At 63.0% G+C, this 25,725-nt stretch carries 28 protein-coding genes and 2 pseudogenes; 17 read left to right on the top strand and 13 right to left on the bottom strand.

Going from position 1 to position 25,725, the window contains the following annotated elements; genetic code table 11:
• Positions 1 to 20 precede the first annotated feature (20 nt).
• A pseudogene (gene purD / locus Hrd1104_RS07170) lies at positions 21 to 1,315 on the bottom strand (phosphoribosylamine--glycine ligase).
• Positions 1,316 to 1,415: 100 nt separating this feature from the next.
• Between purD and Hrd1104_RS07165 the strand changes: the two are divergent.
• Positions 1,416 to 3,620, top strand: a complete 2,205-nt coding sequence (locus Hrd1104_RS07165) for a thioredoxin domain-containing protein (RefSeq protein WP_154552107.1) — start codon at positions 1,416 to 1,418, stop codon at positions 3,618 to 3,620.
• Positions 3,621 to 3,627: 7 nt separating this feature from the next.
• On the opposite strand, the gene Hrd1104_RS07160 is transcribed toward Hrd1104_RS07165, so the two are convergent.
• On the bottom strand, positions 3,628 to 4,002 hold the full coding sequence (locus tag Hrd1104_RS07160; protein ID WP_154552106.1) for a thioredoxin family protein: 375 nt from the start codon (positions 4,000 to 4,002) through the stop codon (positions 3,628 to 3,630).
• A gap of 373 nt (positions 4,003 to 4,375) precedes the next feature.
• Between Hrd1104_RS07160 and Hrd1104_RS07155 the strand changes: the two genes are divergently transcribed.
• From Hrd1104_RS07155 to Hrd1104_RS07145, 3 genes are all read left to right on the top strand, one after another.
• Positions 4,376 to 5,146 carry a response regulator gene (locus Hrd1104_RS07155; protein ID WP_154552105.1) on the top strand — a complete coding sequence of 257 codons (771 nt, stop codon included), beginning with the start codon at positions 4,376 to 4,378 and terminating at the stop codon, positions 5,144 to 5,146.
• Positions 5,147 to 5,304: 158 nt separating this feature from the next.
• Positions 5,305 to 6,213, top strand: a complete 909-nt coding sequence (locus tag Hrd1104_RS07150) for a PLP-dependent cysteine synthase family protein (RefSeq protein WP_154552104.1) — start codon at positions 5,305 to 5,307, stop codon at positions 6,211 to 6,213.
• 92 nt (positions 6,214 to 6,305) lie between these two features.
• A complete protein-coding gene (locus Hrd1104_RS07145) occupies positions 6,306 to 7,979 on the top strand; it encodes a response regulator (protein WP_154552103.1) in 1,674 nt (557 codons plus the stop codon).
• Between the two features lie 58 nt (positions 7,980 to 8,037).
• Here the strand turns inward: Hrd1104_RS07145 and Hrd1104_RS07140 are convergent, their stop codons facing one another.
• The 4 genes from Hrd1104_RS07140 to cyaB form a co-directional block, all read right to left on the bottom strand.
• Positions 8,038 to 8,538: a DUF5804 family protein gene (locus Hrd1104_RS07140; RefSeq protein WP_154552102.1), complete on the bottom strand. Its 501-nt coding sequence runs from the start codon at positions 8,536 to 8,538 to the stop codon at positions 8,038 to 8,040.
• A gap of 100 nt (positions 8,539 to 8,638) precedes the next feature.
• The gene (locus tag Hrd1104_RS07135; RefSeq protein ID WP_154552101.1) at positions 8,639 to 9,841 is read right to left on the bottom strand and encodes a tRNA sulfurtransferase; all 1,203 of its coding nucleotides are present in this window, start codon (positions 9,839 to 9,841) and stop codon (positions 8,639 to 8,641) included.
• Between the two features lie 108 nt (positions 9,842 to 9,949).
• Complete coding sequence (locus tag Hrd1104_RS07130) at positions 9,950 to 11,155, bottom strand: methionine adenosyltransferase (RefSeq protein ID WP_154552100.1); 1,206 nt, start codon at positions 11,153 to 11,155, stop codon at positions 9,950 to 9,952.
• 60 nt (positions 11,156 to 11,215) lie between these two features.
• A complete protein-coding gene (gene cyaB / locus Hrd1104_RS07125; protein ID WP_154552099.1) occupies positions 11,216 to 11,761 on the bottom strand; it encodes a class IV adenylate cyclase in 546 nt (181 codons plus the stop codon).
• 104 nt (positions 11,762 to 11,865) lie between these two features.
• On the opposite strand from cyaB, the gene Hrd1104_RS07120 reads away from it, so the two are divergent.
• Positions 11,866 to 12,822 carry a peptidylprolyl isomerase gene (locus tag Hrd1104_RS07120; protein WP_154552098.1) on the top strand — a complete coding sequence of 319 codons (957 nt, stop codon included), beginning with the start codon at positions 11,866 to 11,868 and terminating at the stop codon, positions 12,820 to 12,822.
• Positions 12,823 to 12,841: 19 nt separating this feature from the next.
• Here the strand turns inward: Hrd1104_RS07120 and Hrd1104_RS07115 are convergent, their stop codons facing one another.
• Complete coding sequence (locus tag Hrd1104_RS07115; RefSeq protein WP_154552097.1) at positions 12,842 to 13,147, bottom strand: hypothetical protein; 306 nt, start codon at positions 13,145 to 13,147, stop codon at positions 12,842 to 12,844.
• A 240-nt stretch (positions 13,148 to 13,387) separates the two neighbouring features.
• On the opposite strand from Hrd1104_RS07115, the gene Hrd1104_RS07110 reads away from it, so the two are divergent.
• Both Hrd1104_RS07110 and Hrd1104_RS07105 read left to right on the top strand, forming a co-directional pair.
• On the top strand, positions 13,388 to 13,786 hold the full coding sequence (locus Hrd1104_RS07110) for a hypothetical protein (RefSeq protein ID WP_154552096.1): 399 nt from the start codon (positions 13,388 to 13,390) through the stop codon (positions 13,784 to 13,786).
• 158 nt (positions 13,787 to 13,944) lie between these two features.
• Positions 13,945 to 14,106: a hypothetical protein gene (locus Hrd1104_RS07105; protein WP_195837558.1), complete on the top strand. Its 162-nt coding sequence runs from the start codon at positions 13,945 to 13,947 to the stop codon at positions 14,104 to 14,106.
• Positions 14,107 to 14,342: 236 nt separating this feature from the next.
• Here the strand turns inward: Hrd1104_RS07105 and Hrd1104_RS07100 are convergent, their stop codons facing one another.
• Positions 14,343 to 14,972 carry a transcriptional regulator gene (locus tag Hrd1104_RS07100; RefSeq protein WP_154552094.1) on the bottom strand — a complete coding sequence of 210 codons (630 nt, stop codon included), beginning with the start codon at positions 14,970 to 14,972 and terminating at the stop codon, positions 14,343 to 14,345.
• A gap of 137 nt (positions 14,973 to 15,109) precedes the next feature.
• Here Hrd1104_RS07100 and pyrB point away from each other — a divergent pair.
• Both pyrB and pyrI read left to right on the top strand, forming a co-directional pair.
• A pseudogene (gene pyrB, locus Hrd1104_RS07095) lies at positions 15,110 to 16,026 on the top strand (aspartate carbamoyltransferase).
• On the top strand, positions 16,023 to 16,481 hold the full coding sequence (gene pyrI, locus Hrd1104_RS07090) for an aspartate carbamoyltransferase regulatory subunit (RefSeq protein ID WP_154552093.1): 459 nt from the start codon (positions 16,023 to 16,025) through the stop codon (positions 16,479 to 16,481). Before pyrB ends, pyrI begins: the two are co-directional and overlap by 4 nt.
• A gap of 327 nt (positions 16,482 to 16,808) precedes the next feature.
• On the opposite strand, the gene Hrd1104_RS07085 is transcribed toward pyrI, so the two are convergent.
• A complete protein-coding gene (locus tag Hrd1104_RS07085; protein ID WP_154552092.1) occupies positions 16,809 to 17,372 on the bottom strand; it encodes an NUDIX hydrolase in 564 nt (187 codons plus the stop codon).
• A gap of 175 nt (positions 17,373 to 17,547) precedes the next feature.
• Here Hrd1104_RS07085 and Hrd1104_RS07080 point away from each other — a divergent pair, with 175 nt between their 5' ends.
• From Hrd1104_RS07080 to Hrd1104_RS07070, 3 genes are read left to right on the top strand one after another with little or no spacing between them, the layout of a single operon-like run.
• Positions 17,548 to 17,784 carry a DUF1918 domain-containing protein gene (locus tag Hrd1104_RS07080; protein ID WP_154552091.1) on the top strand — a complete coding sequence of 79 codons (237 nt, stop codon included), beginning with the start codon at positions 17,548 to 17,550 and terminating at the stop codon, positions 17,782 to 17,784.
• A gap of 7 nt (positions 17,785 to 17,791) precedes the next feature.
• Positions 17,792 to 18,223 (top strand): RNA-binding protein, encoded by a 432-nt coding sequence (locus tag Hrd1104_RS07075; protein ID WP_154552090.1) that lies wholly within the window; start codon positions 17,792 to 17,794, stop codon positions 18,221 to 18,223.
• On the top strand, positions 18,223 to 18,924 hold the full coding sequence (locus Hrd1104_RS07070) for an RNase P subunit p30 family protein (protein ID WP_154552089.1): 702 nt from the start codon (positions 18,223 to 18,225) through the stop codon (positions 18,922 to 18,924). The genes Hrd1104_RS07075 and Hrd1104_RS07070 overlap by 1 nt, the downstream gene beginning before the upstream one ends.
• Before the next feature lie 13 nt (positions 18,925 to 18,937).
• On the opposite strand, the gene Hrd1104_RS07065 is transcribed toward Hrd1104_RS07070, so the two are convergent.
• On the bottom strand, positions 18,938 to 19,831 hold the full coding sequence (locus tag Hrd1104_RS07065; protein WP_154552088.1) for a hypothetical protein: 894 nt from the start codon (positions 19,829 to 19,831) through the stop codon (positions 18,938 to 18,940).
• 130 nt (positions 19,832 to 19,961) lie between these two features.
• Here Hrd1104_RS07065 and Hrd1104_RS07060 point away from each other — a divergent pair, with 130 nt between their 5' ends.
• The 5 genes from Hrd1104_RS07060 to Hrd1104_RS07040 all read left to right on the top strand — a co-directional run bounded on the left by Hrd1104_RS07060 (position 19,962) and on the right by Hrd1104_RS07040 (position 23,653).
• Positions 19,962 to 20,585: a class I SAM-dependent methyltransferase gene (locus Hrd1104_RS07060; RefSeq protein WP_154552087.1), complete on the top strand. Its 624-nt coding sequence runs from the start codon at positions 19,962 to 19,964 to the stop codon at positions 20,583 to 20,585.
• A complete protein-coding gene (locus Hrd1104_RS07055; protein WP_154552086.1) occupies positions 20,582 to 21,061 on the top strand; it encodes an Rpp14/Pop5 family protein in 480 nt (159 codons plus the stop codon). The genes Hrd1104_RS07060 and Hrd1104_RS07055 overlap by 4 nt, the downstream gene beginning before the upstream one ends.
• A gap of 2 nt (positions 21,062 to 21,063) precedes the next feature.
• A complete protein-coding gene (psmA, locus tag Hrd1104_RS07050) occupies positions 21,064 to 21,882 on the top strand; it encodes an archaeal proteasome endopeptidase complex subunit alpha (protein WP_154552085.1) in 819 nt (272 codons plus the stop codon).
• 101 nt (positions 21,883 to 21,983) lie between these two features.
• On the top strand, positions 21,984 to 22,709 hold the full coding sequence (locus Hrd1104_RS07045; protein WP_154552084.1) for a ribosome assembly factor SBDS: 726 nt from the start codon (positions 21,984 to 21,986) through the stop codon (positions 22,707 to 22,709).
• A gap of 80 nt (positions 22,710 to 22,789) precedes the next feature.
• Positions 22,790 to 23,653: a hypothetical protein gene (locus Hrd1104_RS07040; RefSeq protein ID WP_154552083.1), complete on the top strand. Its 864-nt coding sequence runs from the start codon at positions 22,790 to 22,792 to the stop codon at positions 23,651 to 23,653.
• 167 nt (positions 23,654 to 23,820) lie between these two features.
• Here Hrd1104_RS07040 and Hrd1104_RS07035 read toward each other — a convergent pair whose 3' ends face one another.
• The 3 genes from Hrd1104_RS07035 to Hrd1104_RS07025 all read right to left on the bottom strand — a co-directional run bounded on the left by Hrd1104_RS07035 (position 23,821) and on the right by Hrd1104_RS07025 (position 25,713).
• Positions 23,821 to 24,141 carry an FUN14 domain-containing protein gene (locus Hrd1104_RS07035; protein ID WP_154552082.1) on the bottom strand — a complete coding sequence of 107 codons (321 nt, stop codon included), beginning with the start codon at positions 24,139 to 24,141 and terminating at the stop codon, positions 23,821 to 23,823.
• A gap of 129 nt (positions 24,142 to 24,270) precedes the next feature.
• The gene (locus tag Hrd1104_RS07030; RefSeq protein ID WP_154552081.1) at positions 24,271 to 25,266 is read right to left on the bottom strand and encodes a transcription initiation factor IIB family protein; all 996 of its coding nucleotides are present in this window, start codon (positions 25,264 to 25,266) and stop codon (positions 24,271 to 24,273) included.
• 162 nt (positions 25,267 to 25,428) lie between these two features.
• On the bottom strand, positions 25,429 to 25,713 hold the full coding sequence (locus tag Hrd1104_RS07025) for a DUF357 domain-containing protein (RefSeq protein WP_154552080.1): 285 nt from the start codon (positions 25,711 to 25,713) through the stop codon (positions 25,429 to 25,431).
• Positions 25,714 to 25,725 lie beyond the last annotated feature (12 nt).

Genomic DNA, 25,725 nt, shown 5'->3' with positions numbered 1-25,725 from the left:
GCCGTTCGCCGAGGCTCGCTTTACTCGCTGCTGTGTAGTTCGTCCATGTGGTCGATCCGGGACTGAACCAGTTCAGCTTGCCCGATGTCCCAGCGGACGCGCAGGCCTTCGGTTCCAGCGCTGTTGAGTGCCCCCGTTGTAATTTCTTCGGCGTCCGTGATCCCATCGGCCACACCAACGACCGCAAAAGAGCGGGACGTCGTCGTATAGATCCCATCCTCACGTTCGTCGACGCTGGCGTAGTACAACAGCGCGTCGCCGGCATTTTCGGGCGAGATCTGGACCTTCGCGCCGGCGTCCGGGTCAGTCGGATAGCCGTCGGGCACTGCGTACTTACAGACCGTCGCCTGGGGCTGGAACTGGAGTTTGGGGAGCGATTCGCCCTCGCGGGCGGCAACGAGGACATCGAGCAGGTCTGTCTCCATGACGGGCAAAGTGTTCATCGCCTCGGGGTCGCCAAAGCGGGCGTTGAACTCGACGACTTTTGGCCCCTCGGCGGTGAGCATGAACTGGCCGTAGAGAACGCCCTTGTACCCCTCAATGGCGTCGACGGTCGCTTCGAGAATGTCCACCGCTTCCAGGTAGTCGTCTCGATCCATGAACGGCAGTTCGAGGCCCGCGTCGCTGTAAGACCCCATTCCGCCGGTGTTGGGGCCGTCATCGCCCTCGTAGGCGCGTTTGTGGTCCTGGACGGCGGGCGTAACCCGGAGTTCGCCGTTTGCGACCAGCGCCTGGATAGTGAACTCTTCGCCGACTAGTCGCTCTTCGAGGACGATCCGGTTGTGGCTAGATTCGCGAATGTACGCCTTTGCTTGTTCGGCGGTCACCTGATCGCCGATGACACGAACGCCTTTCCCGCCGGTGAGACCGGCCGGTTTGACGACCAGATCGCCGTCGTATTCCTCGATGTGTTCACAGGCAGCTTCGTTGTCGGTGAACTCCTCGTAGTCGGGACAGCCGGGAATGTCGTGACGATCCATGAACCGACGCTGAAAGCCCTTGTTCGTCTCGATACGGGCCTGCTCGGCCTGGGGGCCAAAGGCGTAGATGCCGGCCTCGTCTAAGGCGTCGGCGACGCCTGCCTCCAGGGGCGCTTCCGGGCCGACGACCGCCAGCGAGGCGTCAACCTTGTTTGCGTAGGTCGTCACGGCCTGGGGTTAGTCGTCTCCAGCGTCTCGAAGCCATCGGCCAGGCTGGCGATCCCCGGATTACGGTTGCCGGCGGCGGCATACAGCGTACAGTCCGACTCGGCGAGCGCGCGGGCGATCGCGTGCTCCCGGCCGCCGCCCCCGATCAACAGCACCGTTTCTGTCATGGCAGAAGGGCCACACCAGGGGAGTGTAAAGGTTGCTCTTGGCGGTGCGAGCCTCGCCGGCGACGCCACGGGTTTACCCGTTGGACTCTGACAGATAGCTATGCCCACGCCCACCGAGCGCAACCGCCTCGATGAAGAGGCGAGTCCGTATTTGACCCAACACGCAGACAACCCGGTCAACTGGCAGCCCTGGGACGACCAGGCGCTGTCGACCGCCACGGAGACGAACACGCCGATCTTCCTCTCGATTGGCTACTCGTCGTGTCACTGGTGTCACGTCATGGAAGAAGAGAGCTTCTCGGATCGTGTCGTCGCCGAGACGCTAAACGAACACTTCGTCCCCATCAAGGTCGATCGCGAAGAACGGCCGGACGTCGACCGTATTTACCAGACCCTCGCACAGCTTCTCGGTCAGCAGGGCGGGTGGCCCCTCTCGGTGTGGCTGACGCCCGATCGCCGGCCCTTCTACGTGGGGACGTACTTCCCGCGGGAGCCCCAGGGCGGACGGCCGGGCTTCGAGGAGTTACTCGAGGACCTCAACGAGACCTGGGAGAACGACCGGGAGAACGTCCAACAACGGGCCGACCAGTGGGCCGACGCGATCGCCGGACAATTGGAGGGGACGCCCGAGACGCCGACCGAAATGGACGCCGGCACAGGCGGAGTCCTCCTCGAAGACGCCGCCCAGTCAGCGCTCCGCCAGGCCGACCGTGAACACGGAGGGTTCGGACGTGGCGGACCGAAGTTCCCACAGCCGGCGCGACTCCAGCTCTTGTTGCGGGCCGACGCTCGGCTCGACGGCGACAGTGGCTCCACCGCCGACGTTGATCTGGAGGGAATCGGCGGCAGTGACGTCGGAGACACCGAACGGACGGAGGCCAGTGGCGAGGACTATCGTGCCGTTCTGACGGAGACGCTCGACGCGATGGCGACGGGCGGCCTCTACGATCACGTCGGCGGTGGCTTCCACCGCTATGCGACCGATCGGTCCTGGACCGTTCCGCACTTCGAGAAGATGCTCTACGACAACGCGGAGATCCCGCGGGCGTTCATCGAGGGCTACCGGGCGACCGGAAAGCGGCGCTATGCCCGCGTGGCTCGGGAGACCTTCGCCTTCCTCGATCGGGAACTGTCTCACCCTGCTGGTGGCTTTTACAGCACGCTCGATGCCCGTAGCGAGGGCGAGGAGGGCCGGTTCTACGTCTGGACGCCCGAGCAGGTTCGGGCGGCGGTCGACGACGAGACGGACGCCTCGCTGGCGTTGGAGCGGTTCGGGATCACCGAAGACGGTAACTTCGAGGAGAGACAGACGGTGCTGACGATCAGTGCCGAGCACGAGGAACTGGCAGCGCAGTCAGGACTCGACGTTGCGGACGTTCGAGATCGCCTCGCACGGGCTCGTGAGCAGTTGTTCGACGCCCGGTCGGAGCGGACCCGCCCGGCCAGAGACGAAAAGATCCTGGCCGGCTGGAACGGGCTGGCGATCTCGGCCCTTTCGGAGGGTGCCCTCACACTCGATGCCGACCTGGCCGATCGGGCCAGCGAAGCACTCGCGTTCGTTCGTGAGCATCTCTGGGACGATGCAGAGGGGCTGTTGAAACGCCGCTATGCGGACGGCGACGTCCAGATCGACGGGTATCTGGCGGACTACGCCTTTCTCGCTCGCGGGGCGTTCGACTGCTATCAGGCGACCGGCGACCCCGACCACCTCGGGTTCGCGCTCGCACTCGCTCGCGGGATCGAGTCGCGCTTCTGGGACGACGAGGACGGAACGCTGTACTTCACCGAGGCCGGCGGAACGGCGTTACTCGCGCGTCCCCAGGAGGTCACAGACCGCTCGACGCCCTCGAGCGCCGGTGTCGCGGTCGACGTGCTCTGTTCGCTGTCGGCGTTCGTGCCACACGACCGCTTCGACGACGTGGCTCGATCGGTCTTGTCGACCCACCACGACGCGATCGCAGCCGACCCGCTCCAGCATGCCTCGCTGGTGCTTGCGGCCGACCACGCGACCAGTGGGGCCAGCGAACTGACGGTGGCCGCCGATTCCATTCCCGAGTCATGGCGTGAACGGATCGGGGAAACCCCCTTGCCGAACCGAATTCTCGCCCGGCGACCGCCGACAGAGAACGGGCTGGTGCGGTGGCTCGACCAGTTCGGTCTAGAGAAGGCCCCGCCGATATTTGCCGAGCGAGCGGCCCGCAACGACGAGTCGACCATCTACGCCTGCCGTGATTTCACCTGCTCGCGGCCACTCGATGACGTCGAGGCGGCGCTTGCGTGGTTCGACGGTGACCGAGCGCAATAATTTCGATTCAGGCCGACGTCTCGGCCGATTCGAGTTGGGTCGCCAGATGGGAGGCGATCGGTTGGCCCTCGTCCTCGACGAAGCGAGCGAGTTCTTCGCCGTCGCGTTCGACGACGACTGTCGGAATGTACTCGATGCCGTACTCTTCGACCCCCTCGCCGTCTTTCTGTTGGTCGACGGGATGGTGTACGACGTGCTCGTCGGGGATGTCGGCGGCCGCGAGTGCGGCACCGAACTCCGGAAGCAAGGATCGGCAGTCGCCACACCAGTCTCCACCCCAGATGTGGTAGGTCACGTCGTCGAGGGCTGCCAGCGTTTCGACAGTCTCTTCGTGGGCGTCAGCGTTCCAGACCGGGTTCGGTTCTAGCGTGTCCAGTGGCATAGACCACGATACGATAGCGAGCCCTATAACCGTCGCGTCGTTGGCGACACTATCCGGTCTCGGCGTGTTCGATCGACCGATCGAACCTGCCACAGATCGAACTAGCCCCACAGCGATGGCATACCTTCCCGATCTCCCTGCGGGTAGCCCCACTCTGGGAAGGGGTTCGCTGTCGCTCTGTTGGGTATATGCCAAACTTATCAGCTCGGCATACAGCGAGCCATTCCCAGTCCGAGATGGTAGCCTTCGAAGGAAATCCATCGCCGGCGGTGGGACCGAGCTGTCGATGGTGGCCTCCAGCGCCTACACAGTGCCCGGTTACGGACTGTGCGTTCACCCTACACTTATGCGAACGCCCACCCACACTAGTGACATGTCGGGGGACGACGCTGTCACTGTACTCTGTGTCGACGACGATCCGGACTTTCTCACGTTGAGTGAAACTGTCCTCCAGCGTAGCGCAGAGCGCTTCGAGATCATCACAGAAACGGACCCCACTGCGGTCCTCGATCGACTGTCGAGCAACGCCGTCGACTGTGTGGTCAGCGATTACGACATGCCCGGCATGGACGGCCTCGAATTACTCGAAGCGATCCGAGCCGACCATCCCAAACTCCCGTTCATTCTCTTTACCGGCAAGGGGAGCGAGGAAGTCGCCAGTGAAGCGATCGCACGCGGCGTCACTGACTATCTACAGAAGGGGGGCGGCCGGGAGCGATACGCGTTGCTGGCCAATCGGATCGAACACGCTTTCGCCCAGCGACGGCGCGATCGGGAGCTAAAGCGCTACGAAACGCTGTTCGACGTCGCCCCGATCGGGATCTTTCGCACAGCCTCGGACGGCACGGTCTACGAGGTCAACGAAGCGATGGCTGCCCTCGTCGGCTACGACACACCGTCGGCTGCCATCGATGCGTACAACGATCTCGCCCAGGAACTGTACCGGTCTCCGGGGCGACGCGAGACGTTTATCGACCGACTGGCCACCGAGGGGACCGTCACAAACTTCCAGTACGAGGCTCGCACGAAGTCGGGCGAAACACGAACGTTTCGTATGAACGCAACGGTACTGGACGAGTCCGATACTCGGCCCTTCGAAATCGTCGGCTACACCTGGCGTGTCCCGGAGTCCGAACGGGAGTGACACTTCAGGTGGGCGTCTCGGCTCGTCGTCGCTGGTCAGTCGCCCCAATCGTCGAACCCCGTACAAAAACAGCCCATCCAGTGGATCGCGTCCTCGGCCACGGTAGATCCTGCCGGTGTCCGGGAGAGATTTACGTCCCACAGCGCTAGCCGGTCCAAATGGATACGTCGATTCTGGAGACGATCGGCTCGCCGCTGGTCGAGCTATCCTCGCCGCCAGGGGCGACCATCGCCGCGAAGGTAGAGTCGTTCAATCCGGGCGGGTCGGCGAAGGACCGCCCAGCCTTGCGTATGATCGAGGCCGCAGAGCAGGCGGGTAAACTCGAAGCCGGCGACAGTATCGTCGAGCCGACGAGCGGGAACACGGGCATCGGACTCGCGCTTGTGGGAGCGGCAAAGGGCTACGATGTGACTCTCGTCATGCCCGAAGACATGTCCGTCGAGCGCCGTCGTCTCATGCAGGCCTACGGGGCCGACCTCGAACTCGTCGAGGGTGACATGACTACTGCCCGCAAGCGGGCGGACGAACTCGAAGCCGAGGCAGGCACGTTCCAGCCCTGCCAGTTCGAGAACCCGGCCAATCCGCAGGCCCATTACGAGACGACGGCCCGCGAAATCCTCGATCAGATCGGCGATCGGACGATCGACGCGTTCGTCGCCGGCGTCGGGACGGGCGGCACGATCAGTGGAAACGCACGACGACTCACGGAGGCGTTCCCCGGGGTCGACGTCATCGCCGTCGAGCCCGAGTCCAACGCCGTCCTCTCGACTGGCGAGTCCGGATCTGACAATTTCCAGGGGATGGGGCCGGGGTTCGTCAGTGACAACCTGGATCGCGAGTTGCTCGACGAGGTACGAACCGTCGCTCTGGACGATGCCAAAGCGGAGTGTCGTCGTCTGGCCCAGGAGGAAGGCATCCTCGTCGGCCAGTCGAGCGGCGCGATGGGGGTTATCGCTCGGGAAGTTGCCGAAGAGCGCGCCGACCCGGAGGCTTCGGACACACCGCTGGTGGTGACGGTGTTCTGGGACAGCGGCGAGCGGTATCTCTCGACAGGGCTGTTCGATTGAGGAACGCGTTCGAGCAGACTATTCGACTGACGGACACTTCTTGGCCCTGCCTCTGCGGGCGGGTTTCAGAACAATTTTCCACCATCATTATAATGGCAGAGTGTGTCGCCCCGCTCATGTCAGGGCAGGCCGTCACGGTGCTTTGTGTCGACGACGAGGAAGATCTGGTCGCGCTGACGGCCTCGTACCTCGAGCGGGCTGACGAGGCCATCGAGACGATCACTGTGACGGATCCTTCTCAGGTGCTGGATCGCCTCGATACATCATCCGCCGACTGTGTAGTCAGCGACTACGACATGCCGGGGATGGACGGTATCGAATTGCTCGATACCGTCCGGGCATCGTATCCCGATCTCCCCTTTATTCTGTTTACTGGTAAGGGGAGCGAGGAGGTCGCAAGCGAGGCCATCGCAAGTGGTGTCACCGATTATCTCCAGAAAGACACCGGCAGCGAGCAGTACGAACTCCTCGCCAACCGGGCACGCAATGCTGTCGAGCAGTATCGGGCCAGCCAGCGGGCCAGCAGCCTCGATCGCATCCGGACTATCCTCGGGGACGTCAATCAGGCGCTGGTGCGGTCACACGATCGGGCGACGATCGAGCACCACGTCTGTGAGATCGTCGCCGGCGCCGAGCCGTATCGGCTCGCCTGTATCGCCGAGCCCCAATCCGCTGGTGACTCACTGACCATCAGGGCGAATGCTGTTTGTGACGATGCTGATCTCGACGGCGAGAAACTGCTTGCAGACTCGGCTGAGGGGGCGGCCTGCCCCGTCTGGGACGCCCTGGAGGCGGGCACCATTACAACGGCGCGGGTCGACGAGACAAACCAGTGGCCGGCGACGGCCACAGAGCGTGGCTACCGCGCGGCGGCAGCCCTCCCGATCGTCTACGAGGGGGACCGCTACGGCGTCCTCTGTCTGTACGCCGAGGCGGCCGATGCCTTCGACTGGCGCGAACGGGAACTTCTGGCCGAGATCGGCGACGACCTGGCCCACGCGATCTACCGGATCGAACTGCACGAACGCCAGCAGCGCTACGAGCGAATCATCTCGAATGTTCCCGAAGGCGTCTATCGGAACTCGCCGCTGCCCGACGGGACGCTGATCGAGGTCAATCCCGCGCTGGTCGACCTGTTTGGAGCCGCCGATGCATCGGATCTCGTCGGGCGCCCCTTCGAGGAACTGTACGCCGATCCCGCCGACCGCGAGCAGTTCATCAGGGCCCTCGAACGGGAAGGCATCGTCCGGGATATGGAGCTTCGACTGCAGCGACTTTCCGGAGCGGAATTCTGGGCGTCAGTGACCGGTATTATGACCGAAGAGAGCGGCGAGCGGTACTTCGACGGTGTCGTCCGAGACGTGACCGAACAGCGAACCCGCGACCGCGAGTTGAAACAATACGAGACGCTGTTCGACCTCGCACCGTTCGGTATGTTCCGGACTGACACCGACGGTGAGGTACACAAGGTCAACGAGTGGCTGGCGTCACTGCTGGGGTATGAATCACCGGCGGCTGCCATCGAGAGTGGCGACGATCTGGCGACGGACGTATACGCCAACCCGGAGCGACGGGAAACACTTCTCGATCGACTCGTGACGGCCGGATCGATCTCCGAGTTCGACATCGATGCGTACGACAGCGACGGGGAGCTGATCGAGCTCTCGGTCCACGCAACGGTTCTGGAGGATGGCCACCCCGCTGCTTTCGATATTATCGGGTTCGTCGAACCGATTCCGCCTTCACCCGAGCGATCACCTGCTTAGTCGTCGGCTGAGAGACACTGTTGCTGTCGGTAAGCGATTGTTCGCCATCGAGGGCCATTCAGCTACTGAATTCCGATTCGGTCACGCGAACGACGACAGTGTCGGTCACGTCGCGTAGGTCGTAGGTCGGGATCGAGCCGTCCGTTCGGGTCACGTACATCGGTTCGACGAGCCGCCGAGCCGTATTCGCCTCGTCGCTCGTCTCCTCGCTATCGCTGTCGTCCGGGTCGATGACGCCGTAGACTTTGAGATAGCGATCCGATTCGTCCGGATCGATGCGGCCGTCGCGGATGTCCCTCGCCAGCTCGCGGGATAGCCACTCGGTCTCGCTGACGCTCGGTTCTCTGAGGAGCGTGTCCGCGACGTAGCGGACGAGATACCAGTTGAGATCATTCAGCAGGGAGATCGCGGCCCCGAGACTCACGGTTTCTACCTCGACGGCGTTCCGGTATGGATCCGTCAGGTCGTAGGTCCACAATGCGTCGCGAGCGGTCTCGTGGGAGCGCAGCGTCTGCCGGAGGGCGACGTCGTCGGTCCCGAGCAGGCAGACGCGAGTCATCGGTTGGCCTTGTGTCCCCGCGTTCCAAAGGCGTTCCGTCTTGCTTTGTGTCGGCGGTGAGTGCGCTCGTTTCGACCGCTCGTTGTCGCTGGTCGCATCGTCACTCGACCTGGGCCGGCGGGTCAACGACCGCGGGATTCGAGCCCGCGCTGTCCGCCAGTTCCAGCAGGTCATCAGGCTCGCTACCTTCGACCGCTGCTGGATCGGCGTGTGTCTCGGGCTTGTCGGGTGCGACCCGGTTGCAGCCCGCGGGGACGGTCGCGTCGTCGTACGTGCCCAGGTCCCGGGCCTGGGCGATGATATCGGTCTTGTCGGCCGACACCAGCGGGCGATGAATCGGCAGGTCCGTCACGGCGTCTGTGACCGCGATGTTGGCCGTCGTCTGACTCGACTTCTGGCCGATGGACTCGCCCGTGACGATTCCGACCGCGCCGACGTCGCGGGCGATGCGTTCGGCGGCCCGATACATGAACCGTCGGAACGAGAGCATCCGCGTGTCTTCGACGTCGGTCATCAACCGCTCGACGGCCTCGCCACCGTCGACGACGGACAGCTGCAGATCGAAGTTCGGCGCACGCCTTGCCAGCGCACCCGCGGCTGCCTCCGCTCGGGCGCGATGGTCGACGCCGCCGTAGGCTCCCAGGTCGACGTACACCGGAACGACCGGCGCGCCGCGAGTCATCGCTTGCCAGGCCGCGACGGGCGAGTCGATGCCACCGCTGAGGAGGGCAACGAGGGGTTTCTGGGTCCCCAGGGGGAGCCCACCCGGCCCCGATCGTTTTTCCAGGAAGACGAACGCTTCGTCGGGGCGTGCTTCGACGAAGACGGTAAATGCGGGATCGTCGAGGTCGACCTCGGGTGTCTTCCCCATCGATTCGATCACGTCCCAGATGGCTTGGCCACCTTCGTTCTCGATGTCCCGACTCGAAAAGTCGTGGACGTCGTCACCGCCGGCACGCCGCGCTACCACAGCGAAGGGGCCACCGTCGTAGCAGGCGGTCGTCGTGTCGGCGAGGGCGTCCGTTATCGCGTCCATCGTCGGCGCGACGGTCAGTGCGGGACTGGCCGAGACAACGCCCGGCGCCTCGGTGGCTGCCGCAGTCGCGGCCTCGACAGCGTCCTCTGTGGTCCGGACGTAGAGGCGATTGCGTTCACAGCCCGTATCGCCCGGCAGGCCCCGATCGGAAAGCAGTGCGTTGAGGTTCTCCTGGAGCTGGAACTCCATTTTCATCCGCACCTGATCGCTCTTGACACCGACCTCGCCGTGACGAACGACGACGGTATCGGCCCCCGGTGGATGCATAGCCGAGCGTATTCGATGCGGGAGTAAACAGGCTTCGACAGCGATCGGCCGAGAAACCGTTTGGCGATCGCCCCCGATCGCTTGCCGGTCGGGTCCGGATTCGGTTACTCAGAACGTCGAGAGATCGCCTTCGATGACCCGTTCGGTGATGTCGGTGATGTCGGCGAGTTCTTCGTCGATGATGGCCGAGACGTCGTCCTTGACGTCGGCGACCGCAACACCGTCCTCGGTGATGATCGAAGCGTCGGCGACGTGTGGATCGTCGATCGGCGAGCCGATCTGGCTGAGTAGCCGGACTTGCAGCTGTCTGATCCCGTCGACTTCCGCGACGACCGACTGGGCGATCTCGGTACTCAGCAGGTTGTAGATCTTCCCGATGTGGTTGACGGGATTTTTCCCGCTCGTGGCTTCCATACTCATCGGCCGGTTGGGCGTGATGAGCCCGTTGGCGCGGTTACCCCGGCCGACCGAGCCGTCGTCGCCCTGCTCGGCGCTGGTGCCGGTCGTCGTCAGGTAGATCGCGCCTTCTTCGTAGTCGTCGGCCGTGTTCACGTCGACGTTGATCGACCGGTCGGTGTACTCGCCGGCGAGGTCGGTCACGTACTCCCGGACGCCCTCGACGGCGTCGCGGTACTCGTGGATGTTCTCGACGTGGGCATCGACCGTCGCGGCGGCGACGGTCACGTCGATGTGGTCACCTTCACGCTTGCCCATCACCTTGATGTCCTGGCCGATCGCCGGGTTCTCGACGGCGTACTCCCCGTTGAGGCGGCGCTCTGTGTTCAGGACGATCTGTTCGGTCTCGGTCAGCGGGGCGTGGCCGACACCGTAGGAGGTGTCGTTGGCCATCGGCACGGCCGCGCCGTCTTCGCCGAACACTTCCTGGAGGTCACCGCTTCCCTCGCCCAGCCGGACGTCGACGATCACGTCCGAGCCAACGTCGAGGTGCGGGAAGGCCTCGTCGAGATACTCGCGGGCAGCCTCCAGGGCGATCGTATCCGTCGGGATGCGCTGGCCCTGAAACTCCTTGGTCGCTCGGCCGACGAGCAACAGGTAGATCGGCTCGATCACTTCGCCGCCACCAAAGGCCGGGGCGGACGTGCCGGCGACGAGTTGTGTCTCGTCGGTGTTGTAGTGCAGCACCTTGCCGACACGATCCAAGTACGCTTGGGCCAGCGCCTGTGAGACGCGCTCGGCGACGCCGTCACAGATCGAGTCTGGATGACCCAGGCCCTTGCGCTCGACGACTTCGACCCGCTGGTCCTCGACGGCCAACCCGCTGGCTGGCGTGACGCGAATGTTTCGGTCAGTCATTACTACCAGCTTACCTGCCGCACTGTCTATAACTTACGGAAACTTTCGGACCGCGATCAATTACTTGGAGTTATCCAAGAGCAAGCCGAGGTAGGACCGCCGGATGCTTTCGGCGGGATCCAGTCCGAGGTCCGCCAGCTTCCCCTGGAGGGATTCTCGCGCCCCTTCGACTGCACTCTCGTCGTCGACTTCGGTTTCGATTTCGACGAACTCCCCGAGATCGCTTACGTCGTCGAGCGTGACGATGTACCCGCTGAGTGCGTATCGATGTCGTTCTTTCTCGACGGTTGCGGCGGGTTCGAATCCGAGTCCGCGGACGATAGCGTCGGCCGTCTCGCCGTCTCCGACCGTCGTCTCGGCTTCCTTGCGGCTCTTCGATTCGCTGTCGATCTTTGGCCCCTTGTAGGTGAGCTTCGCCGTCGTCTCGCCGTGACGGTGTTCCCGGCGGACCCGCAACGCTTCGTCAGTCGCCGCGAAGTCCCGGTGGGGGGCGTCGTAGTACGTATCGACCTGCCGGATCGTCCCGAGCGGGTCGGCCCCAGCGTCCAGCAGTGCCTGCCGGACCGTCTCGTGGTCTGCCCGCACTTTCATCTCTACCTCGTACATGAGCGAGCACAGCGGTCTACAGGCCAAAAACCGCACGCATCTCCGATCACGGTCGATAGCCCCGAAACGTTGTCCTTAAGAGTGCAACGGGACTCCTTTTCGGTATGACCGACGATTCCGCGGACGAGACGGCCGAGGAACAAACGCAAAGCGACGAGGCGACCGGTCTGGCGGAGGGTGACTTCGTTACGGTAGAATACACCGCACGGACCGTCGAGGATGGTAACCTCGTGGATACGACCAGTCAGGAAATCGCCGACGAGGAAGGCGTCGGTGAGGACGAAGAGTTCGAACCCCGGACGATCGTTCTGGGCGAAGGCCACCTCTTCGAACCCGTCGAGGAGGCCGTCATCGGCGAGGAAGTCGGCGGGGAAGGATCGGTCGTCGTCGCGGCCGACGACGCCTTTGGCGCCTACGACGAGGAAGAAGTCCGGACCGTCAGCGCCAACAAGATCCCCGAGGACGACCGCTATCCCGGCGCTCACGTCGACGTCGACGGCGAGCACGGCCACGTCGAGACGATCATCGGCGGGCGCGCTCGCGTCGACTTCAACCACCCACTCGCCGGTGAGGACATCGAGTACGAGTACGAGATCGTCGACACTGTCGAGGACCGCGAGGCCAAGGCCGAGAGTCTGCTCGAAACCATGCTCAGCATGGAACTCGACGTCTGGTTCGAGACCGACGTCGTGGAAGAAGAGGAAGTCGTCGACGACCCCGAAGAGCTCGAAGATGCCGACGACGACGAGGACGGCCCGGTCACCGAGACCGTCGAAGTCGAGAAGGACACGCTGTACATCGAGGCCACGCCTCAGCTGTCGATGAACCAGCAGTGGATGTTCCAGAAACAGCAGATCGCCCAGCAGTTCGTCGAGCTGCTCGGTGTTGACCGCGTCATCGTCCAGGAGACGCTGGGCGAGGGCGGTGGCATGATGGGCGGCATGGGCGGCATGATGGGCGGTATGGGCGGTGGCGGCGGTGGCGACCTCGAAGAAGCGCTCGAAGACGCGGACGTCGACGCCGACGAACTCGCCGAGGAACTGGACGTCGACGAAGAGTAAAGCCCCGGCCCTAGACGAGTTATCGCCAGGGTAACAGCCGATCGATTAACGGCGCGGTTTCATTTTCCCGCCCCAACCGGCGCGGTATCGATTGTCCACGAGCCTTCAGTAGCGGCGTGTCGGTGTCCGATCGCTCGTACTCGTCGACGGCGGCGACCAGATTCCCCACGGCTTCGATACGGACGTCGCCGATGGCCAGACAACCGCTCTCTCGGTCTTCTGCCACCCAGACGGGTTGGTCGACCCGCGCGGTTTCGGGCTCTCTGTACTCGATCCACGCCCGCTGACGGATCGACTCCGCGTCGACGGACGCCTGCTGGTCCATACTGGTGGTACGGCCGCCGTCGACAAAACGGTACCTTGGCGGTGGCTTTACTGTCCCGCGAGCGAGGCGAGGTCGCAATGCGATCTTCCCAAAGCGTCCCAGTTCGCTGTGAGTTCCGGGCAACTCGCTTTGACGCTTTCGCGAGCACGTCTTCGACGATAGCTGCTATCGATACCCGCGACCGCGCTGTTGCTTCCTTTGTGACAAGAAATATGTACTTACGGGGTAACACCGCTAGCTGTGCAATTCAAGGCCCTCCTCGTCTGTTGTTGTCTCGTCCTCGCCGGATGTAGCGGTGCGTCCGGCACAGTGACGGACTCGCCGGAACAGCGCTTCGATGGCGACGCCAACGCCGAGGTCACGGTGTACAATCCGACGAATGGGACGTGGAACGTGTCCTATCGAGTTGAACGCGGTGGCGTGGCCGTGTTGAACGCGACGCGATCCGTTCAACCCGGAACCGAGTGGGACGTGACCACAATCGACCGACCCGGAAACTATACGTTCACCATTTCGACTGCCGAGTGGATGGATTCCGCTTCAGTCCGACTGCCGCGTGCGGTTGGCGACCGCGAGAGCTATATCGAAGTCGCTGAAACAAACGGTGAATTCGGGCTCCGACTCCGCTGGGAGCAGTGACAGATCTGTTCGTGTGCTGGCCACTTGTCCAGACAGGTCTGGCTCCTGCTATGGTCGGTTAGTGGCCGCAGTCGGCACCGGGATTGTGGAAAGAGTATTAGTGAGATGCAGCCGAACGATCGAGAGTGTCAGAACAGCCCTCCTCACAGTCGAATGGTTTGGTTCGCACAGAAACCAAGATTACCGCATTTTTCGTCGTCGTCGCTCTCGTATCGGTGTATGGGACAACAGCCGTCACCGACCGCCAATGGGTTCACTTCGCCGTGCTGCTCGGCGTTGGCGTTATCGTCCCGACACTCATCAACGAATGGCGCAACTGATCGGCTACTGCACCCGATACGCTGTTTGACCACCGAGCGAAGCGGTCTGTGAACCCCTCCGTTCCATGGTGGCTTCGCTTCATCAATGGGGGCTGTAGATCTCTCGAAGTGTCCGCGTCGAACGAAGTGAGACGCGGTTCTCTCCGAACGCGCCGGCCGGCGCGTTCGGAGGAGTTTTTGGTCCAGCTTTTTGCGAGGGGGGTTCACTCTGCGAACCCACCGCAGTAAAAAGGTGGTCAGGCGATATCGCGGCTGGTGTCGATGCTGACCTCTTCGACCAGATCGAGTTTGATGACGCTGGTCGGGGCACGGCCGCCGCGGAACTTGGGGATCGCCAGCCGGTTCTCGACCTCGTCGTTGGCGATCGTGGTGTGGAGGTCGAAGACGACGTCGGCGAAGTGTTCGGTCGTGTCCCGCAGCGGTGGGACACCTCGGCCGTCCAGGCAGTGCAGGACGGCGAGACTCCCCGTGTTGAAGATGTGATTCTGGAGGTCGTTCATGAAACTCCGGAACCGGGAGGGTGGCTCCTGTGCTTCGAGGACGTCTAAGGGGTCGATGATGAGGTTGGACGTCTCCGGGAGCGCACTGACGAGTTTGCCGGCGTTGTCGAGTGGGGCCTCACCGGAGACGTGTCTGACCGTCGGCTGGCCGGTAGCCGTCGGGGACTGTTCGAGACTGTCCTTGATCGCCTGTTCGGACCGATCCAGTGAGAGATACAGCGTGCCGCGTGTCGCCGTCAGCTCGTAGAGAAACAACTCTGCCTGGCTGGCTGGCGTCGCGTTCAGCACGACGATAGAACCGGCCGGGAGCCCACCATCGAGTTTCCGGTCGAGGACGTCGATCCCGGTCCGGAGCCGATCGGCCATGTGTCATCTATAACAATAGATAGCCACGCGATTAAAGATTCCGGATTGAGGGGTCGTGGTGACTGCTTGGGCCGTTTTCTCGCGCACTTCGGGGCGTGTCGGGGGATTCAAGAACCAGGCGAGCGGGGATGTGATCGATGCGTCACGACCACATCATCAGCGCCAAACAACTCTCGCGGGCCGATATCGAGGAGGTGTTGGATCGGGCGGCCGAGATGGACGACGATCCGGCGGCGTTCACCCAGCGCCACCCCGGCGCGCTGCTTGGCCTGCTCTTTTCGAGCCGAGCACGCGCACGAAAATGAGTTTCACGGCGGCGATCAAGCGCCTGGGCGGAGACATCGTGGACATGGGGCCAGTGGAGTACTCCAGCGTCGAGAAGGGAGAGAGCCTCGCAGATACGGTCCGTGTCGTCGAAGGGTACGCCGACGCCCTCGTTATGCGCCATCCCAGCGAGGGTTCAGCCAAGATGGCCAGCGAGTTCGTCGACGTCCCGCTCATCAACGCGGGCGATGGAGCCGGCCAGCATCCGACCCAGACGCTGCTTGATCTCTATACGATCCGAGAAAACGCCGGTCTGGATGACCTCACGATCGGCATTATGGGCGACCTGAAGTACGGTCGCACCGTCCATTCGCTGGCCCACGCGCTGACGAACTTCGATGCGACCCAACACTTCATCAGCCCGGAGAGTCTCAAACTCCCGCGGTCGGTTCGCTACGACCTCCACGAGGAGGGGGCGACGATCAGAGAACACACCCAACTCGAACCCATTCTCGACAGTCTGGACGTCCTGTACGTGACCCGCATTCAGAAAGAGCGCTTCCCGGACGAGAGTGAGTATCGGGCTGTCGCCGGCGAGTACCAGATCGACGCTGAGACCGTAGCGGGGGCTGGCGACGAGCTGACCGTCCTGCATCCGCTCCCGCGAGTCGACGAAATTGACCACGACGTCGATCGTACAGACCACGCACAGTTCTTCGAGCAGGCCCACAACGGGGTGCCCGTTCGGATGGCACTCCTCGATCTGCTGTTGGAGGGTGAGTCGGCATGAGTACCGACGAGCAACTCCGCGTCAGCAAGATCCCGCGTGGGACGGTCATCGATCATATCACTGGTGGGGAAGCGATGCACGTCCTCTCGATTCTCGGTATCGAGGGCGGGGACGGCGACACCGTAAGTATCGTCATGAACGCCCCGAGCGACCGCCTCGGAGCCAAAGATATCGTCAAAGTCGAGGACCGGGAGCTAAGCCAGGCCGAACTCGACGTCCTCTCGCTGATTGCACCCGCGGCGACGATCAACATTATCCGGGACTTCGAGGTTATCGAGAAACATCGCGTCTCTCGGCCCGCAGAAGTCGTTGGGGTCCTCTCGTGCCCGAACCACAATTGCATCACGACCGGGAACGAGCCGGTCGACTCACGCTTCGATGTCCTCGATGAGGGCGTGCGCTGTGCGTACTGTGAGACGATCGTTCGTGACGATATCGCCGACCTGATCGACTGACGGGCGGCCTGTCCGTCGTCGATTGGGTCGTCTGTCGATCCAGTGTCGGGGCGTTTCACTGGAGATGGCAGGATTGGCTGGCCTTCCAGAAACGTTTTAGGCCACTGGGTGGACAGTTTAGGTGATGTCGAAAAAGAAACTACTGGTCGCCCTGGTCGTTGTCGCCTTCGTAGTCGCTATGGTGAAGAAATCGAAGGGAGACTGAGGTATCGTCGGGGGTGATCCGCCATCGGTGTGGGAGTGACGTTCCGTGTCGGATCATCCTCCTCCGGATCGTTACGACTGGTAGTGGCAACTATCGCTGGGCGTGATACTGTTGGATTCGTCTTACCCGTCTCTCTTCCGTGTTTCGAGCCAGCGCGTGAGGACATCTCTATCACGCGCGTCCCTCGGTAGCGTCTCGAACCACTCGGCGTCAGTGATCTCGGCGTCGGGGTCTTCGACCGTTAGCGTCGTCGTTTCGGCTCGGGCTTCGTAGATCGGGAGGACCCCCCACGTTTCGTACTCGTCACAGTAGAATTCGACACGACCCAGTAGCTCGAGCCCGCAATAGGAGCCGTCGATACCTGCTTCTTCGCGCAGCTCGCGCCTGGCGGCCGCCCGAAACGATTCGTCGCCACTGATCTCACCGCCTGGCAGGACCCACTTGCCAACGGCCTCGTGTCGGACGAGCAATAGCGCGTCGTCGTTGGTCGCGACGGTGTGGGCCCCGTACGGGAGGCCATTGTCCTGGATCCGGGCCGTGATCGTCTCAAAGCGGGGCCGAGAGACGTGTCGCGTCCGGGTAAACTCCATGACGTCGGTAGCTCCCTCACGGAGCCCATGATACGTCTGTTCGGCCTGCTGGGCGGCTTCCTCGGCACGGTACCACAGGTTGTCGACGACCGTCATCCGCCCGAACGTCCGCGCTCGTCTGTCCTCAGCCCGCGATCCGATCGCTTGCTACCGAACGTCCGAACAGTCATAGCTCGAACTTGGACGGTCACTGGCTTAAGTGTTCGACACCGCGAACCGGCGTGTGAGCCGAATCAGTCCCTTTTTAGTCGCCACTCCAATACCGATGGGTATGGCATTCGAAGAAGACGATCACGTCACCTTGCACGACGAACACAGTGAGTTCGACGGCGAAACCGGGACCGTCACCCAGATCATGGAGACGATGTTCGGCGACGCGACCTACACGGTCGAGTTCGCGGAGGGCCGCGAGCAGGGTGTCCCGGAAGACGCCCTCGAAGCAGCCCCCGAGGCCGAAGACGAACCCGAGGACGAGGACGCGGAACCAACCGACGAGTCGGACGCCTGATCGCTCGATGTCGACGGTCCCGTTCCACTACGTCGATCTGCGGACGTTCTGCTATGCGACCGAAGACGACGCGCGCATCGAGGACGCGTTGGGGACGTTCCTGCCCGAGGACGCGCCCATCGAGCGCGCCGAGACCGAGGGCCACCACGGCGATCGCATCCTCATTCTCTCGACGCGGCTGGAACGGGCCGACGAGATCAGACACGTCCTCTCACAGGTCGACTCGTTGTCCGAGACTGAACGGGGGCAGTTTCTCGACCAACTCGAGGATCGGATCGACGAGAACTGTTCGTTTTTCCTGACGCTGGACAAGCAGGCGGCTTACAACGGGACCGTCAAGCGTGGGGATGGTATCACGCTCCGGGGTAAAGTCGAGGCCTATCCGGCCGAGAAAGACCGGGCCGTCGCGAACGTCCGTGAGGCCTTCGAGGGGTCGTGATGTACGAGGCGGTCCACGCCAGGCCGGACGGCGAAGCCACCGTTGCCCGGTTTGTCTCGACCGCTGCCGAATACGGGTTCGACGGGATCGTCGTTCGCAATCACGGCGACGCATTGCCCGCGTACGATCGGGCGTCGATCGCAGACACCTATGGTATCGATGTCGTCTCGGGCGTGGAGATCCACGCCGAGGATCGCTCCCGTGCAAGCGGATTCATCGGCAACCATCGCGAGTCACGGACGATCGTAGCAGTCCACGGTGGTGACCTCGACATGAATCGCTTCGCCGTCGAACAGCCGGCGGTCGACGTCCTCGCTCATCCGATGGCAGGGGACGGCGACGTCGATCACGTCGTCGTCAAAACGGCCGCCGAAAACGGTGTCCATCTGGAGTACTCTCTCAGGCACGTACTACGGGCCGAGGGCGGTCAACGCGTTGCTGCCCTCCGTGATCTGCAGAAATTGCAAGACCTCATCGAGGAGTACGATGCCCCCTACGTCGTCAGTGCCGACCCCCGGACTCATCTCCAGTTGCGCGCGCCACGAGACCTGGCGGCGGTCGGCGAGGCACTCGATTGTTCGGCTGCCTGGATCGAGGCAGGCCTGGCGGCTTGGGGTGCACTCGCGACGCGTAACCGCGAGCGCGCGAGCGACAATTTCGTCGAACCGGGTATCCGTCTGGCGGACACAGACGATCGCTGATCGGCAGCGTCGATCAGCGATTGTCGGGACGGCCCTGGCCAGGGCCACTGTAAAGACGGGTGAGCACCATGCTTGCGTGGGACGCCAGTAGTTCAAGCAGTTGCTCGTCTTCCGTCGATATCGGCTCGGCCGTGTCCCTGATCGCGACGAGCACCCCCGTCGTCGCGGCCGTGTTTTCCAGTCGGACTGTCAGTACCGAGGCGACATCTGCGGGCACGCTCTCGCCTTCGTGAACGGCCACGACGGCCTCGTCTTCGGCCGCGTGACGGGCGATCGACCGGAGCTGGGATTCGAAGCCGTTCGAGACCGTACTGGAGGTGATCGGCGTGTCTTCGGGGCCGACTTCGACGAAGGCGGTCTCTGAGAGGCTTAGCAGCGAGGAGAGTCCCTCGATACAGTAGGCGCTGACTTCTTCGACGGTCGTCGCCTGGGCGAGTGCGCGCCCGTAGTTGTTGAGGTCGGCCGCTTTGCGGGCGAACGCTTCGGTTCGGTCACGTTCTGCCTCCAGTTTCTGCCGGTGTTGCTGGCTCTGTGCGTCGTAGAGCCCGACGACGGTGCCCGCGACGGCACCGACTGTGATGCTATCTGCGGTAATGTATGTGGCTCGCTGGAGGGTTCCCGTCGCGACGCGCTGGCTGAACAACGTCAGCGCAGCCACCGACGCCAACAGGAGGGTTCCGCCGACGGCCCAGGCGGCGATCCGCGGCAGATATTCCTCGAATTGTTCGCTACTAGCCAGCCAGTAGCCCGCAAAGGACAGTGACAGTCCAAGCAGCGCGAACGGGGCACCGTCGACGACGATCGCGATCGGTACCGCAGTTTGTTCGGTTGCGTGTAGCAACTGGACGCCCGCGAGCAGGACGCCGACGATGCCGAACGTCGCCCCGTAGAGGTGGCGCCGATCCATGCCATCGACCACGTAGACCGGGCAATTTAGCCTTCCGGTGGTTCAAACCGTTGGCCCTGGCACAAGATTGCAGCCACGATGACGGCGGCTGTCCCGTGGCGTTGAAAGCCTTCGATCCGCAACTAACGGTATGAAACGCTCCATCGAGGACCACGCCGCCCGCTTCGACAAGGCCGCTGCTACGTACGACAGCGAGGGGAGCCCGGAGTATCGGGCGGCCGCCGATCTCGTGACCGACCACGCCGCACCCGAACCGAACGACGTCGTGCTCGATCTGGGAACTGGCACGGGAGCGATCGCCCTCGCGCTTTCCGAGACGGCCGGCGAGGTAATCGGCCGAGACATCAGCGAGGGGATGCTCGATCAGGCCAGCGAGAAAGCCACCGATGCCGGTCTCGACAACATCTCCTTTGGCACGGGCCGGTTCCGCGAGCCGAACGTGCCGGCCGACACCGCCGTCGATATCGTGGTCTCGAACTTCGCGATGCACCATCTCGACGACGCAGCGAAAGGCGAGGCAATCGAGACGATCGCGGCGCTTGGCCCGCGGCGATTCGTCCTCGGTGACGTCATGTTGTTCGGCGAGGCCGATCCGTCCGAACCCTTTTACTCGCCCGAGGTCGACGACCCGGCGACAGTCGGAACGTTGGCAGATGCCCTGACCTCGGCCGGGTTCGCCCTGTCGGCCGTCGAACGCGTCCACGATCAGGTTGGCGTACTGGTCGCTGAACGGGCGGTGGGGGACGACTCGTGAATCCGCTGCCGAAACACGTCCGCCAGCGCTGGCGATATTTGGCCGTTGAGCTTGAGGGGTGGCCGGACCTCGCGATCGATCGGCGGACGCTCCAGCGGGAATTGTGGTTCGCCGCACAGAATTTGCTCGGTGACGTTGGCTCGGCCCGGGTCGATCTCACTGTCGAACAGTTCACCTTCGAAGACGGGACGGGCAACGCCATCGTCCGGACGCGCCGCGGGGCGGTCTCGGACGCTCGCGCTGTTTTGACTTGTCTCGATACCGTTGATGACGAGCCAGTTGGCGTCCGCGTCAGCGGCGTCAGCGGCACGGTGCGTGCGTGTGAAGAAAAGTATTTAGGAAGTCGCCCGGAAGCCACCGAGCACAGCGACGTCGCCTTCGCGGGTGCTGACCGCTCCGCCGTCGTCCGGAACGGCTGTGTCGACGTGCAGATCGGCGAGGAGTTCCTCGGGGCGACGCAACGCGATCTCGAGTAACTATGCAGGGACAATCCCAACAGCAGGCCTACGACCGCGGAATCACGATCTTCTCACCGGACGGTCGCCTCTACCAGGTCGAGTACGCCCGGGAAGCCGTCAAGCGCGGGACGGCGAGCATCGGCGTCAGGACGGCCGATGGCGTCGTCCTCGCCGTCGACAAGCGTATCCGATCACCGTTGATGGAGCGATCCTCCGTCGAGAAAATCCACAAGGCAGACGACCACATCGGCATCGCCTCGGCTGGCCACGTCGCCGACGCCCGCCAGCTCATCGACTTCGCTCGCCGGCAGACACAGGTCAATCAGCTTCGGTACGGCGAAGCGATCGGCGTCGAGACACTCACCAAGCAAGTCACCGATCACATCCAGCAGTACACCCAGATCGGCGGTGCGCGGCCCTTCGGCGTCGCCTTGATCATCGCCGGCGTCAGTGACGGCGAGCCCCGACTGTACGAGACTGATCCGTCCGGGACGCCCTACGAGTGGAAGGCACTCGCGATCGGGGCCGACCGTGGCGATATCCGGGAGTACCTCGAAGCGAACTACGACGAGGAGATGGATCTCGACGCGGGTGTCGGGCTCGCACTCGAAGCGATGGCTGCGGTCAACGACGGCGAACTCGCGCCCGAAGGAATCGGCGTCGCGACGATCAGTGTCGAGGACGCCCAGTTCAGCGAACTCACTGACGACCAGAAACAAGCCCATCTCGACGATCTCGGATTGCTTCCTGCAGCCGACGAGGCCCCAGGCGATGAGGCCGAGGACACAGACGAGGAAGCGACCGACGAGTCGGACGCTGACGAGACCGACGACGAGTAACGGGCCATCGCGTTCAGTGTCTCGGGCTGGATTTTCTCGTGGCCGTTTCGTCGCGGGGTCGTTCGGAAACACCTTTGTCGGGGGATTGTGTAGGTCTCGGTATGATATCGCTTGACGAGGCAGTGACGGCTCGACTCGAGTCACATGGCCAGCGCTTCGAGGTACTCGTCGACCCGGACGCGGCCCTGGCTATCAAGCGCGACGAGTTCGACGACGAACTCGAGGACGTCATCGCCGCCGAAGACGTCTTCGAGGATGCCTCGCGTGGCGACCGCCCGCCCGAGGAGTCGCTCGAAGAAGTCTTCGAGACGACCGATCCCCTGGCCATTATCCCACAGGTTATCACAGACGGTGAGATCCAGATTACTGCCGACCAGCGCCGCGAGATGCAACAGCGCAAACACCGGGAACTCGTCCAGCGCATCACCCGCAACGCCGTCAACCCGCAGATGGATGACGCGCCACACCCGCCAGACCGTATCGAGTCCGCCCTCGAAGAGGCAGGCTTCCAGGTCGATCCGATGGAACCAGTCGAAAACCAGGTTGAGGACGCCTTAGAGCAACTACGACCGATCATTCCGATCCGCTTCGACGAGGTTACCGTCGCGGTCCAGCTGCCGGCCGATTACGCGGGCAGCGGCCAAGCGAAGATTCGGGAATTTGGCGACCTCGAACGCGAGGAGTGGCAGGCCGATGGCTCTTGGGTCGGCGTGGTGACCTTCCCGGCGGGGCTGCAAAACGACTTCTACGAACTCGCAAACGAAGTGTCCAGTGGCGAAGCTGAGACACAGATTCTCAAAGACGAGGACGACATCAAGACGCGGTAGCGTCGCGTTGTCTCACTTGTGGCCCTTTGGTGGGATACCGACCGAATGGCTATTGTCGCTCCGTCATCAACCGTCGATCGATGGCCCGCCACTCAGTTTTCGATCGGTACCGACGGCCGGCGTACACCGGCGACAACCGGTGTCTCCCGTGTACCGTCACGAACACGCTCATCGCCGTCTTGGGTGGCCAACTGGTGGCCGGGGGACTGCTCGTAGCCGGTCAGTCGCTGCCGATCGCCGCCGCCGTCGGGGGACTGGCGATACTTTTCGGACTCGCTCAGATCTGGCTTCGGGGCTACCTCGTCCCGGGGACACCGACGTTGACGAAGCGGTACTTTCCACCGTGGCTGTTGCAGCTGTTTGGCAAAGAACCGGCCCCCAACACACAGGCGATGCTCGACGCCGAGCAGCAACGTGACGTCGAAGACATCCTCGTAGACGCCAACGCCCTCCAGTTCGACGAGACGGGCGAGGATTTCGAACTGGTTGATACCTTCGCGACGGCGTGGCAGGCTGCTATCGACGACGTTGCCGAGGCAGACGATCTTCCGGGACACATCGAGACGGCCTTCGGTGTCGAGGGCGCGATCCAGGTCGAGGAGACCGAGCGGGCGACGATCGTCCGTCTCGACAACCGCATCATGGGCCGGTGGGAATCCCGGGCTGCCATGATTGCCGACGTCGCAAGCTGTGCGATCCTGGCCGACCGCTATGAGGGCTGGGCGGACCTCCCGCCCGCCCAGCGGGGGCACCTCGCCGGCGGCCTGCGGCTGTACATCGAGCAGTGTCCGGCTTGTGGCGGCCCGACGTCGTTCGACACTGAGACGACGACCTCCTGCTGTTCGGAGTACGAAGTCGCTACTGTTTCTTGTGTGTCCTGTGGCGTTCGGCTGTTCGAGATTCCCGTCGAGACCGTCTCTGAGGGGTCGGCTCCGTCATCGTAGCGGACTTTCTGATTGCTTTCGAATACCACTCTTCATCACGTCGCAATTTACCAGCCAACTTTCTCCTGCAGAAACGTCAATGACGTCGACAGGGTGCCGTCTCTAACACGATCGTTCAATCCACGGGCATCCAGCAATCGGTCACTGAGTGACTTTAGGATAGCCAACTACGCTTTTTTGAAGCCGAGCATGAAGCCACCGGCGAAACTCGCGCCGATCCCGGCCGTCGAGACGAACGTCTCGATGACGGTCTGGCCGGCTTGGGCAGCTTGTTCGGAGGCGTTTGCCGAGGCGTTCGTGAGGCGTTCCCAGTTCACTGAGAGCACGCCCCGCGATTCGAGGAATTTGAACAACATCAACTCTAGCCCGATGATGATTGCGATGATTTTGGCGATCTTCTTTGCAGCAAAGCCGATTACGGCACCGACGATGGCGCTGCCCCCCATTTGCGCGCCTAATTGCGTCGGGTCGATATTCTCCAGTACCATGACCGAGAAGTCATTGTCGATCAATAAGTCTCTTGTGCCCGATGGCGGCCGTGGTAATCGCGATCACGTCCGTCGAAATGTGACAGGGAAGCGCCCCGCTGTCCGTGGTGGTGACGACTGTGGCCCAGCTTAGAGGCCGTCGAGCGATTCTTCGCTTTCGAGCAGTTCCTTGTAGCGGTTGCGGATCGTCACTTCGGAAATGTTTGCGACCTCGCTGATCTCACTCTGTGTGATCCGCTCGTTACACAGCAAGGCCGCCGCATAGATCGATGCCGCGGCCAGTCCGACGGGGCTCTTTCCGCTGAGGACACCGGCTTCCCGCGCCGAGGAGAGCAGATCACGCGCTCGATTGGTCACTTCCTCGGGAAGGTCCAGATCCGAGATGAACCGGGGGACGTAACTCTCGGGGTCGGCTGGCTTGATCTCTAGATTCAGCTCTCGGACGACGTATCGGTAGGTCCGGGTCAATTCCATGCGTTCGACCCGAGAGACCCGCGTGAATTCGTCGAGACTCCGTGGAACGCCCGCCTGACGGGCAGCGGCGTACAGCGAGGCGGTAGCGACACCTTCGATGGAGCGACCGGGCAGGAGGTCTTCGTCCAAGGCCCGGCGATAGATGACAGAAGCGGTCTCGCGGACGTTCTCGGGGAGGCCGAGTGCGCTCGCCATCCGGTCGATCTCACCGAGAGCCTGCTTGAGGTTGCGTTCTTTGGAGTCCCTGGTGCGGAAGCGTTCGTTCCAGGTCCGGAGGCGCTGCATCTTCTCGCGTTGGCGACTGGACAGCGAGTTGCCGTAGGCGTCTTTGTCCTGCCAGCCGATGTTCGTCGAGAGGCCCTTATCGTGCATCATGTTCGTCGTCGGCGCGCCGACGCGGGACTTCTCGTCTTTCTCTTTGGCGTCGAAAGCGCGCCACTCCGGGCCGGGGTCGATCTCGTCTTCCTCGACGACCAGTCCACACTCGCTACACACCGTCTCACCGCGTTCGGCGTCGCTCGTCAACGAACCACCACACTCCGGACAGTGTTCCTGCTCGCTCTGGGTTTCTTCATCAGCTCGTTCGCGCTGCTCGGTCGGTCGCTCACTCGTTTCGTCTCGGGTGTACAGGGGTGTCGTCGTTTCACTCATGATGGGTGGACGCGGGCAACCGTAGAGGAAAATATTAGTACTCTCGGTTGCCGTTGGTGATCTATAGTAAGTCCGAAAAGTATATAAATCTTTCCCAAACCCTTATCGCCACACGGCAACTAGGTACTCGGTCACACCCGCATCGACCGACCGCTGCCAGACTCACACGGTAAAAAGGTGTCCCTCTTCGGGAACGTCGAACAGCCCGATCCGGGCCCCGGCATCGAGCCAGGCGTGGCCGTAGGAGAACGCCGCCAGCGCATTGACCAGGTCGTCTTCGGCCCGGAAGTGGCGGCCGTCTTCGAGGTACGACCGGGCCATCTCCAAGCAGTCGGTCGCTGCGTCGCCGAGTGGCGTCGTCTCGGGCGCCAGCACCGTCGCTTCTTCGAGGGCCCTCGCCAACAATCGCTCGTAGCGGTCGGTCTTTTCGGTGAGATCGGCAGGCATGGCCCGCTCTAT

The sequence above is a fragment of the Halorhabdus sp. CBA1104 genome (genome assembly GCF_009690625.1).
Classification (GTDB): domain Archaea; phylum Halobacteriota; class Halobacteria; order Halobacteriales; family Haloarculaceae; genus Halorhabdus.
Note: the sequence above shows the minus strand (reverse complement) of the source record. Positions and strands in the feature narration are given on the sequence as shown.